General features: G+C 30.2%; 15 protein-coding genes. 13 read left to right on the top strand and 2 right to left on the bottom strand.

What is annotated here, in order from left to right:
* Positions 1–59: 59 nt before the first annotated feature.
* The 8 genes from rsfS (at position 60) to AABJ49_RS00415 (ending at position 6713) form a co-directional block, all read left to right on the top strand.
* Entirely contained in the window at positions 60–431 is a 372-nt protein-coding gene (gene rsfS, locus AABJ49_RS00450) for a ribosome silencing factor (RefSeq protein ID WP_338375048.1), read from the top strand.
* A gap of 2 nt (positions 432–433) precedes the next feature.
* The gene (ftsH, locus tag AABJ49_RS00445; protein ID WP_338375046.1) at positions 434–2383 is read left to right on the top strand and encodes an ATP-dependent zinc metalloprotease FtsH; all 1950 of its coding nucleotides are present in this window, start codon (positions 434–436) and stop codon (positions 2381–2383) included.
* 97 nt (positions 2384–2480) lie between these two features.
* Complete coding sequence (locus tag AABJ49_RS00440; RefSeq protein WP_338375043.1) at positions 2481–3074, top strand: lactate utilization protein B/C; 594 nt, start codon at positions 2481–2483, stop codon at positions 3072–3074.
* 1 nt (position 3075) lies between these two features.
* Entirely contained in the window at positions 3076–3894 is an 819-nt protein-coding gene (locus AABJ49_RS00435; RefSeq protein ID WP_338375041.1) for a phosphatidate cytidylyltransferase, read from the top strand.
* The gene (locus AABJ49_RS00430) at positions 3884–4531 is read left to right on the top strand and encodes a phosphatidylserine decarboxylase family protein (RefSeq protein ID WP_338375038.1); all 648 of its coding nucleotides are present in this window, start codon (positions 3884–3886) and stop codon (positions 4529–4531) included. The genes AABJ49_RS00435 and AABJ49_RS00430 overlap by 11 nt, the downstream gene beginning before the upstream one ends.
* A gap of 5 nt (positions 4532–4536) precedes the next feature.
* On the top strand, positions 4537–4824 hold the full coding sequence (locus tag AABJ49_RS00425) for an acyl-CoA-binding protein (RefSeq protein WP_338375036.1): 288 nt from the start codon (positions 4537–4539) through the stop codon (positions 4822–4824).
* Between the two features lie 21 nt (positions 4825–4845).
* Entirely contained in the window at positions 4846–5613 is a 768-nt protein-coding gene (locus AABJ49_RS00420; RefSeq protein ID WP_338375035.1) for a superoxide dismutase, read from the top strand.
* Between the two features lie 5 nt (positions 5614–5618).
* Positions 5619–6713, top strand: a complete 1095-nt coding sequence (locus AABJ49_RS00415) for a hypothetical protein (RefSeq protein WP_338375033.1) — start codon at positions 5619–5621, stop codon at positions 6711–6713.
* Here AABJ49_RS00415 and AABJ49_RS00410 read toward each other — a convergent pair.
* Positions 6710–7765, bottom strand: a complete 1056-nt coding sequence (locus AABJ49_RS00410; RefSeq protein ID WP_338375031.1) for an RluA family pseudouridine synthase — start codon at positions 7763–7765, stop codon at positions 6710–6712. The genes AABJ49_RS00415 and AABJ49_RS00410 overlap by 4 nt on opposite strands.
* A gap of 2 nt (positions 7766–7767) precedes the next feature.
* A complete protein-coding gene (locus tag AABJ49_RS00405; RefSeq protein WP_338375028.1) occupies positions 7768–8406 on the bottom strand; it encodes a PASTA domain-containing protein in 639 nt (212 codons plus the stop codon).
* A gap of 172 nt (positions 8407–8578) precedes the next feature.
* Between AABJ49_RS00405 and AABJ49_RS00400 the strand changes: the two genes are divergently transcribed.
* The 5 genes from AABJ49_RS00400 (at position 8579) to AABJ49_RS00380 (ending at position 14147) form a co-directional block, all read left to right on the top strand.
* The gene (locus tag AABJ49_RS00400; protein ID WP_338375026.1) at positions 8579–9568 is read left to right on the top strand and encodes a D-alanine--D-alanine ligase; all 990 of its coding nucleotides are present in this window, start codon (positions 8579–8581) and stop codon (positions 9566–9568) included.
* A gap of 57 nt (positions 9569–9625) precedes the next feature.
* Positions 9626–10081 carry a pantetheine-phosphate adenylyltransferase gene (coaD, locus tag AABJ49_RS00395; protein ID WP_338375024.1) on the top strand — a complete coding sequence of 152 codons (456 nt, stop codon included), beginning with the start codon at positions 9626–9628 and terminating at the stop codon, positions 10079–10081.
* Positions 10082–10542: 461 nt separating this feature from the next.
* Positions 10543–12078, top strand: a complete 1536-nt coding sequence (locus tag AABJ49_RS00390) for a SulP family inorganic anion transporter (protein WP_338375022.1) — start codon at positions 10543–10545, stop codon at positions 12076–12078.
* 259 nt (positions 12079–12337) lie between these two features.
* Positions 12338–13618 carry an AAA family ATPase gene (locus AABJ49_RS00385; protein WP_338375020.1) on the top strand — a complete coding sequence of 427 codons (1281 nt, stop codon included), beginning with the start codon at positions 12338–12340 and terminating at the stop codon, positions 13616–13618.
* Positions 13619–13625: 7 nt separating this feature from the next.
* Positions 13626–14147 (top strand): hypothetical protein, encoded by a 522-nt coding sequence (locus AABJ49_RS00380; protein WP_338375018.1) that lies wholly within the window; start codon positions 13626–13628, stop codon positions 14145–14147.
* Positions 14148–14250 lie beyond the last annotated feature (103 nt).

Raw genomic sequence — 14250 nt, 5'->3', positions numbered from 1 at the left:
TGTTAACGTTCAAATGTAAAGACAAATTTTGGTAAATTTGCATAAAGTAAAAAATTTAGATGACTAAAAAGAAAGTAAGTAATGATGATTTAATAGCAAATATCATCAAAGGTATAGAAGATGTTAAAGGAAATGATATTGATATTCTTGATTTAAGAGAAATAGATAACACCGTAAGTGATTACTTTATCATTTGTAACGGAAATTCGAACACACAAGTTAATGCAATCGTTAACTCTATTCAAAAAGTAGTTTCAAAAGAATTAAAAGACAAACCTTGGCATGTTGAAGGTTCTGAAAATGCTGAATGGGTTTTGATGGATTATGTTAACGTTGTAGTTCATGTTTTTCAAAAACACATTAGAGAATATTATAACATTGAAGGTTTGTGGGGAGATGCCCAAATCATTTCATTAGAAAATAAAAATTAAATATGTCAAACGATAATAATAAAAAACCAGGCTTGAAATTTAGCCCGTGGTATATATTTCTTTCAATTCTTGCCTTATTTTTCATTATACAAGTGGCATCATCGGGAGTTGATTTAAGCAATCCAAAACCAAGTAGTATTTCAAAATTTAATCAACTTTTAGATTCGTCTCAAGTTGATAAAGTTATTGTATATAATGGCAAAACTGCTGAAATCTTCTTGAAAAAAGAAGTATTAAACGACAAAAAATATGATGCTGTAAATAAAGATGTTTTAGGAAAAACAAACGAAAAAGGCCCTCATTATCTATTAGAAAATATTGGTAATGAAGAACTCTTTCAAAAGAAATTAGTAGAAGCTGATGAAAAAGGGTTAATTACAAATTATGATTTTAAATCAACTGGTGATTGGACTGAAATATTCTTTTCATTCTTACCAATTCTAATTTTAGTTGGTCTTTGGATTTTTATGATGCGAAGAATGTCAGGTGGTGGAGCTGGTGGTGGTGGAAGCCAAATTTTTAGCATTGGAAAATCTAAAGCTAAATTATTTGACGAAAAAACAGATGTAAAAACAACATTTGCTAATGTAGCTGGTTTAGAAGGAGCAAAAGAAGAAGTACAAGAAATTGTTGAATTCTTAAAAACACCAGAAAAATATACTTCACTAGGTGGAAAAATTCCAAAAGGAGCCTTGTTAGTTGGTCCTCCTGGAACTGGTAAAACATTATTAGCTAAAGCTGTTGCTGGAGAAGCTAAAGTTCCTTTTTTCTCTTTATCTGGTTCAGATTTTGTGGAAATGTTTGTAGGAGTTGGTGCTTCTAGAGTAAGAGATTTATTCAAACAAGCAAAAGAAAAATCTCCATCAATTATATTTATTGACGAAATTGACGCAGTTGGTAGAGCTAGAGGTAAAAGCAACATGTCTGGTGGAAATGACGAAAGAGAAAACACCTTAAACCAACTTTTAACTGAAATGGATGGTTTTGGCTCTAATTCAAATGTAATCGTATTAGCAGCAACCAACAGAGCTGATGTTTTAGACAAAGCCTTATTAAGAGCAGGTCGTTTTGATAGACAAATTTATGTTGACTTACCAGACATTAGAGAACGTAAAGAAATTTTTGAAGTGCATTTAAAACCACTTAAAAAAGCAGAAGGTTTAGATACTGAATTTTTAGCTAAACAAACTCCAGGTTTCTCTGGTGCTGATATTGCTAACGTTTGTAACGAAGCTGCTTTAATTGCTGCAAGAAACAATAAAACAGCTGTAGACAAACAAGATTTCTTGGATGCTGTCGATAGAATAATTGGTGGTTTAGAAAAGAAAAACAAGATCATTACTAAAGAAGAAAAAAGAGCAATTGCTGTTCACGAAGCTGGTCATGCAACGGTAAGTTGGATGCTTGAGCATGCTGCTCCTTTAGTAAAAGTAACAATAGTTCCTCGTGGTCAAAGTCTTGGAGCTGCATGGTATTTACCAGAAGAAAGACAAATTGTTCGTCCAGAGCAAATGCTAGACGAAATGTGTGCAACTATGGGTGGTCGTGCTGCAGAAAAAGTTATGTTCAATAACATTTCTACGGGAGCTTTGAGTGATTTAGAGAAAGTAACTAAACAAGCAAGAGCCATGGTTACAATTTATGGATTGAATGAAAAGTTAGGAAACATTACATATTATGATTCATCTGGTCAAAACGACTATAATTTTTCTAAGCCTTATTCTGAAGAAACTGCAAAGGTTATCGATAGCGAAATTTCAATTTTAATTGAAGGTCAATACCAAAGAGCTATTAAACTCTTGGAAGAAAATAAAGATAAACTGAATCAACTAGCTGATATTCTGATTGAAAAAGAAGTTATTTTTAAAGATGACTTAGAAACTATTTTTGGTCAGAGAAATTTCAAGCCTTTAGAAGATATTTCAGACCACACAAACGAAGATATAGCCTAAGGTTATTAACAATTGTTTATTAATAAAAAATCTTAATTCATATTAATTTTGAGTTAAGATTTTTTACCTTTGGTTAAATTCAAAAATCCAGCCATACATGAACATATTCAAAAAAATATTTGGCAACACTTCAGAAGACGATAAAGATTCACAAGGAAGCCCTTATGAACCTGAAATAAATACTCCAATTGACGAAAAGTTTACTTTCAATTTTAAAAATAACGGTGGTAAATTTTTATATTGCGAAAACTTAAATGAATTAAGAGAACAATTTGAAAATATTCTTGAAGAAAACGATTGGTTTGAAAACGAAGTTTTATGTCATGACGAAAAATTATTTTCGTTATTGGATGAAAATAAATTAGAATACAAAAATGTAAAAACTCCTAAATTCTTTTTTACAATTTGCGAAGATTTAATTGCTGACGATGGTTCAATATTATTTTCATCTAAACAATTCAAACAATACAAAGCTAACGAATTACCTTGTGACATGGTTGTTTTTGCCACAACAAGTCAAATTGTTGGAAACAAAAGCGATGGTCTTAGAAACATTAAGAAAAGATACGACAAAGAATATCCATCAAATATTACAACTATAAAGTATTTTGAAAAAACAAAAGAGGAGGACTTTCTTCATTATGGAAGCAGCCACAAAAACTTATATTTGTTGCTATTAGAAGATTTATAAAATGAACGAAACTCTAACCAGATTATTATCAGGTGTAGTTTATATAGTTTTGTTACTGTTTGCTATTTCCTATTCTACCACTAGTTTTTTTATACTATTTGGCGTTTTTATGGTCATTGCAATTAATGAATTTTGTAATCTTGTTCAAATCCCAAAAATAGCTCCTTTTATTGTAGGAATTGTTTTGTTTTACTTCTTTACTTTTGGTGAAATTAATGAAACATCAATCATCCAGATTACCTTAGCAATTACATTGTTGATTTCAATTAAAGCAATGGCTTTTCTTTTTTCTAAACAAAACTTACCCTGCTCTACTATAGATAAATACTTTTATGTTCTAGGCTATATTATTCTTTCATTTATTTTTATTACTAAAATACCCTTTGGTGTAAAGGGTTATAATCCAAAAATTATCATTGGTATTTTTATTCTGATTTGGACAAATGATACTTTTGCCTATGTTGTTGGAAAATCTATAGGAAAGAATAAACTTTTTGAACGCATTTCACCAAAAAAAACCATCGAAGGATTTTTTGGTGGCTTAGTATTTAGTATCTTAGCGAGCGTTTTAATAGCAAAATATTTTATAGGTTCCGATAATATAGAAACTATGTATATTTGGATAGGAATTGCATTTATTGCTAGCGTTTTTGGTACAATTGGAGATTTAGTGGAATCCAAGTTTAAAAGAATTGCACAAGTAAAAGATAGCGGAAACATTATGCCTGGTCACGGTGGTGTGCTAGATAGGCTAGATAGTATTATATTTGTTGCTCCGTTTGTATATTTATTTTATCAAATTTTATATTATGTTTCATAAAGAAGGTGGAAAAATTATTTTAGCTACAGTTATTATTTCAGTAGCATTGTTACTATTATCAGATGTTTTTGATAATTTTTGGATAAGAAAATTTATTCAAGTTTTAGCAATAGTAATATTAATTTTAGTGTTACAATTTTTTAGAAATCCTAAAAGAAATGTGGACAATAGCGACAACCATGTTATTGCTCCTGTTGACGGAAAAGTGGTTGTTATTGAAGAAGTATTTGAACCAGAATACTTCAACGACAAACGTTTAATGGTTTCTATTTTTATGTCACCAATCAATGTTCACGTTACACGTTATGCGTTAAATGGAATCGTAAAATACAGCAAATATCATCCAGGAAAATATCTAGTTGCTTGGCATCCAAAAGCAAGTGAAGAAAACGAAAGAACTACTGTAGTCATTGAAAATCGTATTTATGGAGAAGTTATGTATCGTCAAATTGCTGGTGCATTAGCTCGTAGAATTGTTAACTATGCACAAGTTGGAATGCGTGTTGTTCAAGGAAAAGATGCTGGTTTTATTAAATTTGGTTCTAGAGTAGACTTATATTTTCCAATAGGAACTCCTATTGATGTTAAATTAGGTCAAAAAGCCATTGGAGGAGTTACTGTACTAACAAAAAAATAGTAAAATTGAATAGTGAAGCGTTAAATATTTTATTTGATGAAGCATTTGAAAATGCTAATAAGATTCCGAAAGAATCTGTTCCACCAAATGTACAATTGGTACTATATGGATTGTACAAGCATGCTACTTCTACTCGACCTTCATTAACTATTGAAGCTTCTCAAGACTCTAATGATTTAAAAAATGCTTTTAAGATGAATGCTTGGATGCAAGTGAATCACCTATCAATTGATGAAGCTAAAGAACAATATATTGAATTAATAAATTCATTACTAAAAGAAAGAAAACTTTAATTGTCAATAAAAAATACCGAAATGAAAAAAACAGTACTATTAAGTTTATTTTCTGTTTTATTATTAACTAGATGTAAAAAGGAAAAACAACTACAAGAAGTACAATTACCTGATCCAAATGTTGTTGAAGAAGTTATATATGGAAATCCCGCTGATGTCAAAACTACAACTGGTCCATTTAAAATGAATGGTTTATCATATCAATACAATGATTTAGAACCTTACATTGATGCAACAACAATGGAAACTCATTATTCAAAACATCATTTAGGATATGCCAATAAATTAAACACAGCAGTCAACGATACTGAGTTTAAAACAAAAACAATAGAAGAAATCTTAAATCAACTAGATATCAATAATACATTTCTTCGCAATAATGCTGGTGGATATTACAACCACAATTTATATTTTGAAATTTTAAGTCCAAAAAAAGACACAAAACCTACAACTGCTTTTACAGAAGCTATAAACAGAGATTTTGGTTCATTTAGCAACTTAAACTCAAAACTTTCTGAAACAGCTACAACCCTTTTCGGTTCAGGTTGGGTATGGTTAATTGTTGATAAAGATGGAAAATTAAAAGTTACACAAACTGCCAATCAAGATAATCCTTTAATGTCAAATGCAGTTGAAAAGGGAACTCCAATTTTAGCTATTGATGTTTGGGAACATGCTTATTATTTAAAATATAAAAACAAGAAAGCCGATTATATTTCAGAAATTTTCAATGTAATCAATTGGGAAACTGTTTCTCAAAAATTTGATAACGCTACAGCTTCTAAGTAATAATTATGAAAAAAATATTTGTATTAATTTACGTAACTTCATTATTAATCTCTTGTAAAAAAGAAAATAAAACAGAAACTGAAGAAATTAGAACTTCTAAAGCTCATTCTGAATGGAGTGCCTTTGGTTTAAAAGGAAGCGTCAAATCAACTTTAGAATATACCACAGAAGAGAAAAAAGATGGTGGAAACACCAGTTCAGTTCGTAAATTTGAAAATCAATTTTTACCAGATATTGCATTAAAATTTGACAAAAAAGGAAAATTAATCAACAAAATCACTTACAACGAAAACGGAAATATAACTGAAGACATTGTTTTTGATGGAAAAGACAAAATAATCTCTAAGAAAAACTTTACTTCTCCTACTGAATATGTAGAAACAAAATACACTTGGGACGACGAAAAAAATACTATTATTACTAGACGTTATAATGGTGCTAAAATACTAGACAAAGAGGTGTTTTTATATAATAAAGGCTTATTGGCTGAACACTACAAATACGATGATAATGAAATAGTAATCAATAGAACTGGTTTTAGTTATGATGAAAACAATAGAGTTAAAGAAGAAATTTATTTTCGAAATAAACAAACAATGCAGTCAAGACTATCTATTGAGTATGATGACAATGGTAATAGAGCCTCTGAAGTATTTTATGATAAAAATTTCAAAATAATTTCAAAAACAACTTCGCTTTACAATAGTTATAATCAGTTATTAAGTTCGCAAACTTTAATTGAAAACGGAAGTTTAGATTCAGAAATATCGAAAACCTATGATGAGAAAAAGCGTTTAATTTCTAAAGCCACTTTTGAAGTTTTTGACAATTCAAAAACCAGAGAAGAATTTGAATATGATCAAAATGATAATATGACTACTTGGAAAGTATTCAAAAACGAAAAGTTAATATCTGAAACAGTTTATAAATACGACTTCAAAAACAATGTGATTTTTCATATTGTATATGACGGAAATGGTAATGAAATCTATAAAAAACAGCTAGAATACACCTATGACAATAATGAAAACTGGATTAGCAAGAAAACGACGTTAAACAATCTTGTTTTATATACTTCAAGAAAAATTGAATATTATTAATCTTCTAAATCTTCAAAACTTTTGACATTAGAATAGGTTCTCCATTTTTTAATACATTCTTGTATATCTTGAGGAATTTCCGAATCAAAACGCATAAACTCTTTTGTAGTAGGATGTTCAAAACCTAATGTTTTAGCATGAAGTGCTTGTCTTGGTAAGACTTTAAAACAATTGTCTACAAACTGTTTGTATTTTGTAAAAGTTGTTCCTTTTAAAATCAAGTCTCCACCATAACGATCATCATTAAATAATGTATGACCAATATGTTTCATGTGCACGCGAATTTGATGTGTTCTACCAGTTTCTAATTTACAAGAAACTAAAGTAACATATCCTAAACGTTCTAGTACTTTATAATGTGTTATTGCAGGTTTCCCTTTATCGCTATCCACATCATAAACTGCCATTTGCATTCTATTGCTCACATGTCTGTCAATGTTTCCTTCAATCGTTCCTTCATCCTCTTTCACATTTCCCCAAACTATGGCAATATATTCTCTTTCAGAAGTTTTATCTGCAAATTGTTTAGCTAAATATGTCATAGCTGATTCCGTTTTAGCTACAACCATTAAACCAGAAGTGTCTTTGTCTATTCTGTGAACCAATCCAGGTCGTTCAGAACTGTTCATTGGTAAATTATCAAAGTGATAAGCTAAAGCGTTTACAAGAGTTCCTGTGTAGTTTCCATAACCTGGATGTACTACTAAACCTGGTGGTTTGTTGATAACTAGCAATTGATCATCTTCATAAACAATATTTAACGGAATATTTTCTGGAATAATTAAATTCTCAAACGGAGGATATTCCAATAAAACTTTAACAACATCAAAAGCTTTGACCTTATAATTTGATTTTACTGGTACATCATTTACAAAAATATTTCCGTTTGTAGCAGCTTGTTGAATTTTATTTCTAGTAGCATTTTCGATATAATTCATTAAAAATTTATCAACACGCAAAGGTGCTTGTCCTTTTGTGGCTTCAAATTTAAAATGCTCATGTAGCGAATCTTCTTCTAATTCGGCATCAATATTTTTTTCTTCTTCGTTCATTATTATTGTCCTTCAGTTGTTGGAACATCCACATCAATTTCTGGGTTTGAAACACTAATTGTATCAATACCTAAATCTGAATCTTCAAATGTTCGTTTTCCATCACCTAACTCTAAATCTAAAACAGAATTTTTAAGAATTTTATCTCCTTTTTTAACTACTTTCCCTTTATGCTTAACCACTAAAACCAAATCTTTCGCTAAATTAGGCTTGTATGTAATTTCTCCTTCTTGTAAACCTAAAGCTCTAAATGTAGCTTGAATTTGTCTGTATGTTTTCTCCTCTAAATCAGGTAAAGTAATCATAGCATAACCACCAGCATTGATTTTTACGTATATTTTTCGACCATCTTTTACTTTCTCTCCTACTTCTGGATCTTGTTCCACAATTGAAAAAGGAGGATAATCTTTATTGTAATCAATTGTATCTAAAACCAAAGCCTCAATACCTAAATCGGCTAATTTTTCTTCAGCAATTTCAATTTTCATTTTCTTTAAATCTGGAACTTCAATTTCTTCACCATGTCTAGTTCTAAAATCTAGAAAATTCACTAATAAAAAGCCCATAACACCAACTATCAATATGGCTATCAATAATTGTCTAAAAAAAGCCCAACTCTTTAAAAATTCGAAAAACCTCATACATTTAATTTTAGCAAAGATATAAATTTATAGTTTGATATACCTATCAAATATTAAACACAGAAGTACCAATTTATTATTTGCTTATTTATTTTTAATAAAACTACAATTCCTAACCTTCAAATAAATAAATTATGATATTTTTGTATGGAAGTATATATTCAATTTTTATATGAACATAGCAGTTGTAATGGGTGGATATTCTGATGAGTCAGTAATTTCACTTCGAAGTGGACAGTTAATTTTAAATAATTTAGATAAAGAAAAGTATAACATTTATGAAATTCATATTTTGTTAGAAGGTTGGCACGCTATTGTGGAAGAAGAAAAATTTCCAATAAACAAAGCTGATTTTTCATTTTCTGATGGATTTTCAACCATTCATTTTGATGTGATTTTAAACACAGTACACGGAACACCAGGTGAAGATGGACATTTACAAGCTTATTGGGAACTATTAGAAATCCCTTATGCTGGTTGCAATTACTACCAATCGAGTTTGACTTTTAACAAACGTGATACCTTATCTGTTTTATCTAAATTTAATATTCCTAGAGCAAAATCTATTTATGTTTCTGAAGGAAATATTGATTTCACTTATGAAGATGTTGTTGCGGATTTAGGATTACCTTTTTTCGTAAAACCTAATCAATCAGGAAGTAGTTTGGGAATTTCAAAAGTACATTCGAAAGAAGAATATGAAAAAGCCTTAGTTTTTGCTTTTGCAGAAGACAAAGATATTTTAATAGAAAGCTTTTTAGATGGTATGGAAGTTTCAGTTGGTGTGCTAAATTACAAAGGAAAAACAACTGTATTAGGCATCACAGAAATCGTTTCGCACAATGCATTCTTTGATTATGAAGCCAAATATTTAGGAAAATCAGAAGAGATAACTCCAGCTAGAATTAGTGATGAAATGACAGAAAAAGTCAAAAAAACAGCCATAAAAGTGTATGAATCTTTGCGAATGAAAGGTTTTTCTAGAGCTGAATATATCATCATGAATGATGAACCACATTTTATTGAAATCAACACCAATCCAGGTTTAAGCCCACAAAGCATATTTCCACAACAAGCAGATTATGCAAAAATTGCAATGAAAGACTTGTTAGATAGTGAAATTGAATTAGCTTTACAAAACAAACCAATTTGGAAGAAATAAAAAAACCGTTATCTGTTTTCAGTTAACTGACAACAGACAACAGACAACTGATAAAAAATGAAAAAAGCAATTTTCCCAGGCTCATTCGACCCAATAACAAACGGTCACTTTGATATAATAAAAAGAGGGATTTCTCTGTTTGATGAAGTCATTGTTGCCATTGGTGTCAATGCCGAAAAGAAATACATGTTTTCCCTAGAAGACAGAAAACGATTTATCGAAGAAGCTTTTAAAGATGAACCAAAAGTAAGAGTCATAACTTATACAGGTTTGACCATAGATTTATGTAAAAAAGAAAAAGCCGAATTCATTCTAAGAGGTTTAAGAAATCCAGCTGATTTTGAATTTGAAAAAGCCATTGCTCATGCCAATAGAACCATGTCTAAAATAGAAACTGTATTCTTACTAACAGCCGCTAGAACTTCCTATATTTCATCAAGTATTGTAAGAGACGTTTTAAGAAATGGTGGTGATGTTTCTAAAATGGTTCCTGATTCTGTTTTGAAAAAATAAGTTTTTTAGTAGCACAAAGTTTCTCGAAGTATTGCACAATGTTACTCAAAGTTTTTATTGAACCACATAGGCACATAGATTTTTTTGTATTGAGTTGAGAAGCTTTGCTTTACATAGTTAAACATAGCTATGTTTTATATAAAAAATTTGCGATTAAATCTCTTACACAAAGTATCACAAAGTAAAGCACAGAGTTACTCAAAGTTTATTTTATTCTAATTTTTGTCAAGCTGAACTTGATTCAGCTTCTCCTCAACTCTTTGTGAACTTTGCGAAAAACTTTCACACTTTGCGTTAAAAAAATCCGCAAATCATTCAAATAAGCGTCATCCGCGTTCCATTTCTCAGATTTCTACAATTTCTCAAAATCTGTGTTCCAAAAAACTTCATTGCAAAAGTAACTTCTATCTTTAAATTGAAAACCCTACCTTTGCCGCTTAATTTTCTAAGCCCAAATTGTAATGCAAAAAGTCCTAAATCTTTTCGATTTTAAACAAAAAGTAGATTATAAAATTGAAATCCTTGCTGGTTTAACCGTTGCCATGACTATGATTCCTGAATCGTTGTCGTTTGCTATTTTAGCTGGTTTTCCACCATTAGTTGGATTATATGGAGCCTTTATCATGGGATTAATCACAGCTATTTTAGGTGGTCGTCCTGGATTAATTTCTGGTGGTGCTGGTGCAACCGTTATCGTTTTGATTGCTTTAATGAATTCTCATGGTTTAGAATATGTCTTTGCAGCTGTTGCTATGGCTGGAATTATTCAAATTGTAGTTGGTTTACTCAAATTAGGTAAATTCATCCGATTGGTGCCACAACCTGTAATGTTTGGTTTCGTAAATGGTTTAGCGGTAATCATTTTCATGTCGCAATTAGAGCAATTTAAAACCATTGTAAACGGACAAAGCGAATTGTTATCAGGTTCAGCCTTGTACATCATGGCTGGATTAGTGGCCTTAACTATTGCTATTATTCTTTTATTTCCAAAAATTACAAAAGCTGTTCCGGCTTCGTTGGTTGCTATTATTGTCGTTTTTGCAGTTGTACTTATTTTTAAAATTGATACCAAACAAGTAGTAGATATCGCTTCTGTTAGTGGAAGCCTTCCTCCTTTTCATATTCCTGAAATTCCTTTTACGTTTGAAACCTTTAAAATCATTTTGCCTTATGGATTGATTATGGCTGCTGTGGGTTTAACAGAAGGTTTGTTAACGCTGAATTTAGTAGACGAAATCACAGGCACAAAAGGAAACAGCAACCGCGAATGTTTAGCACAAGGAACAGCCAATATAGCCAACGGATTTTTCTTTGGAATGGGTGGTTGCCCAATGATTGCTCAAACTTTAGTCAACTTATCATCAGGTTCAAGAGCTCGATTATCTGGAATTGTAGCTGCTTTGACCATTTTAGCCATTATTTTATTTGGAGCACCAGTCATTGAATTATTACCTATGGCTGCTTTAACTGGTGTGATGATTATGGTTGCCATTGGAACCTTTGAATGGGCCAGTTTTAAAGCCTTTACCAAAATGCCAAAATCCGATATATTTGTGATGGTTGTGGTTACTTTGATTACGGTTTTCTTACACAACTTAGCCTTAGCGGTTTTGATTGGAGTAATTATTTCTGCTTTGGTTTTTGCTTGGGAAAATGCCAAACGAATTCGTGCGAGAAAATATGTAGATGACAATGGTGTGAAACATTATGAGATTTTTGGCCCTTTATTCTTTGGTTCAACAACAGCTTTTGCTGAAAAATTTGATGTACAAAACGACCCCAACGAAGTCATCATAGACTTTGCCGAAAGCCGAATTGCCGATATGAGTGCCATTGATGCTGTAAACAAAATAACAGAACGTTACGCTGCCGTAAACAAAGTAGTGCACTTAAAACACTTGAGTAACGATTGTGTAGAATTGCTTAAAAATGCGGAAGCGATTATTGATGTAAATATTTTAGAAGATCCAACTTATAAGGTTGTGCCTGGGAAATAATTTTTTCGTCAGTTCTAGTGTTTTTTTTGTAATGCAATGAAACAAAATATGTATCGAGAACCTTTTTATAGAATAAGAAAGCTAAAAGTTAGAAATGATTTTTAGCTTTTTTTGCTTTTTTTTGTTTTTATGCGAAAAACCGTAATAATTGTATTTTTTGTTTTTATATATTTACAATTAATTACAAACATTTATAAACACTTGTAAGTATTTGTTAGTTCAACATATGCACAAGTTATACCACATTAAAAAAACCTATATGGAAAAAATATATTTAAAGAATTACAAAGGATTCAAACAACAATTTGTTGAATTAAAAGATATTAATTTTTTAGTTGGCGAAAACAGTACAGGAAAAACTTCATTTTTAAAAATTATTAATCTTCTTTCAAGTCCAGAATTTTGGTATAACTATGAGTTCAATAACAATGAGATTGAATTAGGATATTTTGAAGAAATAATAAATAAAAAAACTCAAGATAATCATTTTCAAATCGGAATTGAAAAACCAAATTTTGATGATGATGATAAAAAGAAAAAACAACAAACATTTAGAGTTATTTTTGAATTTACCGAAGAAAACTCTGTCCCAATAATCTCTCAAATTAAATTTCAAATCGAGAAGTTTGATGTGCTTGTTAAGTTTACTAAAAAACAAATTACTTATCGGATAAAACAAACAGAAGTTATAGAATTTGAAAAATGGGCTGTTGATTTTGAATTTCCTAAGCAGTACAAAAGAATAAATATTCCTCATCAACAATTACCCCTTTCTCTTCTAATAAGATTTATTGAAAGAGAAATTATGAAAAATAATGATGAATTTAAATTTAGAACTTCTTTTGGTCAGGAGATGCTTTACCCAAGCTACAAATGGTTAGCTCCAATTAGAGCAAAAGCTAAAAGAACATATGAATCTTACAAAATAAAATTTTCTCCAGAAGGAGACCATATCCCTTCTATTCTTCGTCAAATTCTAGGAAACAAATCTAATATAGAAAAGAACAAGATAATTACAATTTTGGAGTCTTTTGGAAAGGATAGTAATTTATTTGATAAAATAGAAATACGTGAATTAGGAAAAAAGAATAGTTCTCCTTTTGAAATTATTGTAAAATATAAAGACATTGAAATTAAACTACCTAATGTGGGCTATGGCGTTTCTCAATCCTTACCTATTATAATTGAGGTATTATCTACAAAGAAAACTTGTTTTTCAATACAACAACCTGAAGTGCATTTGCATCCAAAAGCTCAAGCTGCTTTTGGTAGTTTTCTTTACAACGCTGTAAAAAATGACAAAAATAAATTTATAATAGAAACTCATAGTGATTTTACTATTAACAGGCTTAGACACAAATTACATAGTTCTAAAAAAGAAGTGAACTTTGACACCAAAGTACTATTTTTTGAACGAAATATTGATGGAAACTCAATAACGAACATAGAAATTAATAAAGATGGAACTTTTACAAAGAAAGTCCCAACAAGTTATCGAGACTTTTTTATTGATGAGGAACTTAAATTATTAGAAATATAATTTAAGTATGGCAATAATTATAGATGCAAATTGTGTGGCTAATGTATTTTCAAAATCATCTGCTAAACACTTAGATTTCAAGCCAGTACTTGAATGGATATTATTAGGTAAAGGAATAATGATATTTGGGGGTAGTCAATATCGTAAGGAAATGGCTAAAACTTCGAAATATCTACCAATTATTAGACTACTTAAAGATGTTGGGAAAGCTGTAGAAGGATGTCAAAACGATATTGATGAATACCAAAAGAAAGTTGAAAATTTACGAGACAATGAAGACTTTGACGATCCGCATTTACCTGCAATAGTTGTCATTACAAAGTGTAGATTAATTTGCTCCGAAGACACTAGATCAATTCCTTTTGTAACAGACAGAAAATATTATCCTAATAATTTTACAATACCTGCTTATTATACATCAGCTAAAAATAAAAATTTACTGACTGATAAATATGTTGACAATTCATTAAAACCATTATGTAAATTAAATAAAATAAATAGTGAAAGAATATCTAAACTACTTAAATAACGTGGTACAACAATGTATATAAAAAACAAGCGAGGTACTGGTAAAATCAAGGTTTTCATTTCTTTAGAACTTTGTGCTTAACCGAAAGGTTGGTGCTTAGAAA

Origin of the sequence: uncultured Flavobacterium sp., from assembly GCF_963922255.1 — a bacterium.
Lineage (GTDB): Bacteria > Bacteroidota > Bacteroidia > Flavobacteriales > Flavobacteriaceae > Flavobacterium.
The sequence above is the reverse complement of the archived record's forward strand: the minus strand, read 5'-3'. Positions and strand labels throughout refer to the sequence as shown.

Bases quoted from the DNA above. Each gene is read 5' to 3' on its own strand.
- AABJ49_RS00390 (WP_338375022.1), top strand. From the start codon at position 10,543: ATGCAAAAAGTCCTAAATCTTTTCGATTTTAAACAAAAAGTAGATTAT.
- AABJ49_RS00380 (WP_338375018.1), top strand. From the start codon at position 13,626: ATGGCAATAATTATAGATGCAAATTGTGTGGCTAATGTATTTTCAAAA.
- AABJ49_RS00435 (WP_338375041.1), top strand. From the start codon at position 3,076: ATGAACGAAACTCTAACCAGATTATTATCAGGTGTAGTTTATATAGTT.
- rsfS (WP_338375048.1), top strand. From the start codon at position 60: ATGACTAAAAAGAAAGTAAGTAATGATGATTTAATAGCAAATATCATC.
- AABJ49_RS00440 (WP_338375043.1), top strand. From the start codon at position 2,481: ATGAACATATTCAAAAAAATATTTGGCAACACTTCAGAAGACGATAAA.
- AABJ49_RS00430 (WP_338375038.1), top strand. From the start codon at position 3,884: ATGTTTCATAAAGAAGGTGGAAAAATTATTTTAGCTACAGTTATTATT.
- ftsH (WP_338375046.1), top strand. From the start codon at position 434: ATGTCAAACGATAATAATAAAAAACCAGGCTTGAAATTTAGCCCGTGG.
- coaD (WP_338375024.1), top strand. From the start codon at position 9,626: ATGAAAAAAGCAATTTTCCCAGGCTCATTCGACCCAATAACAAACGGT.
- AABJ49_RS00415 (WP_338375033.1), top strand. From the start codon at position 5,619: ATGAAAAAAATATTTGTATTAATTTACGTAACTTCATTATTAATCTCT.
- AABJ49_RS00405 (WP_338375028.1), bottom strand. From the start codon at position 8,406: ATGAGGTTTTTCGAATTTTTAAAGAGTTGGGCTTTTTTTAGACAATTA.
- AABJ49_RS00400 (WP_338375026.1), top strand. From the start codon at position 8,579: ATGAACATAGCAGTTGTAATGGGTGGATATTCTGATGAGTCAGTAATT.
- AABJ49_RS00420 (WP_338375035.1), top strand. From the start codon at position 4,846: ATGAAAAAAACAGTACTATTAAGTTTATTTTCTGTTTTATTATTAACT.
- AABJ49_RS00410 (WP_338375031.1), bottom strand. From the start codon at position 7,765: ATGAACGAAGAAGAAAAAAATATTGATGCCGAATTAGAAGAAGATTCG.
- AABJ49_RS00385 (WP_338375020.1), top strand. From the start codon at position 12,338: ATGGAAAAAATATATTTAAAGAATTACAAAGGATTCAAACAACAATTT.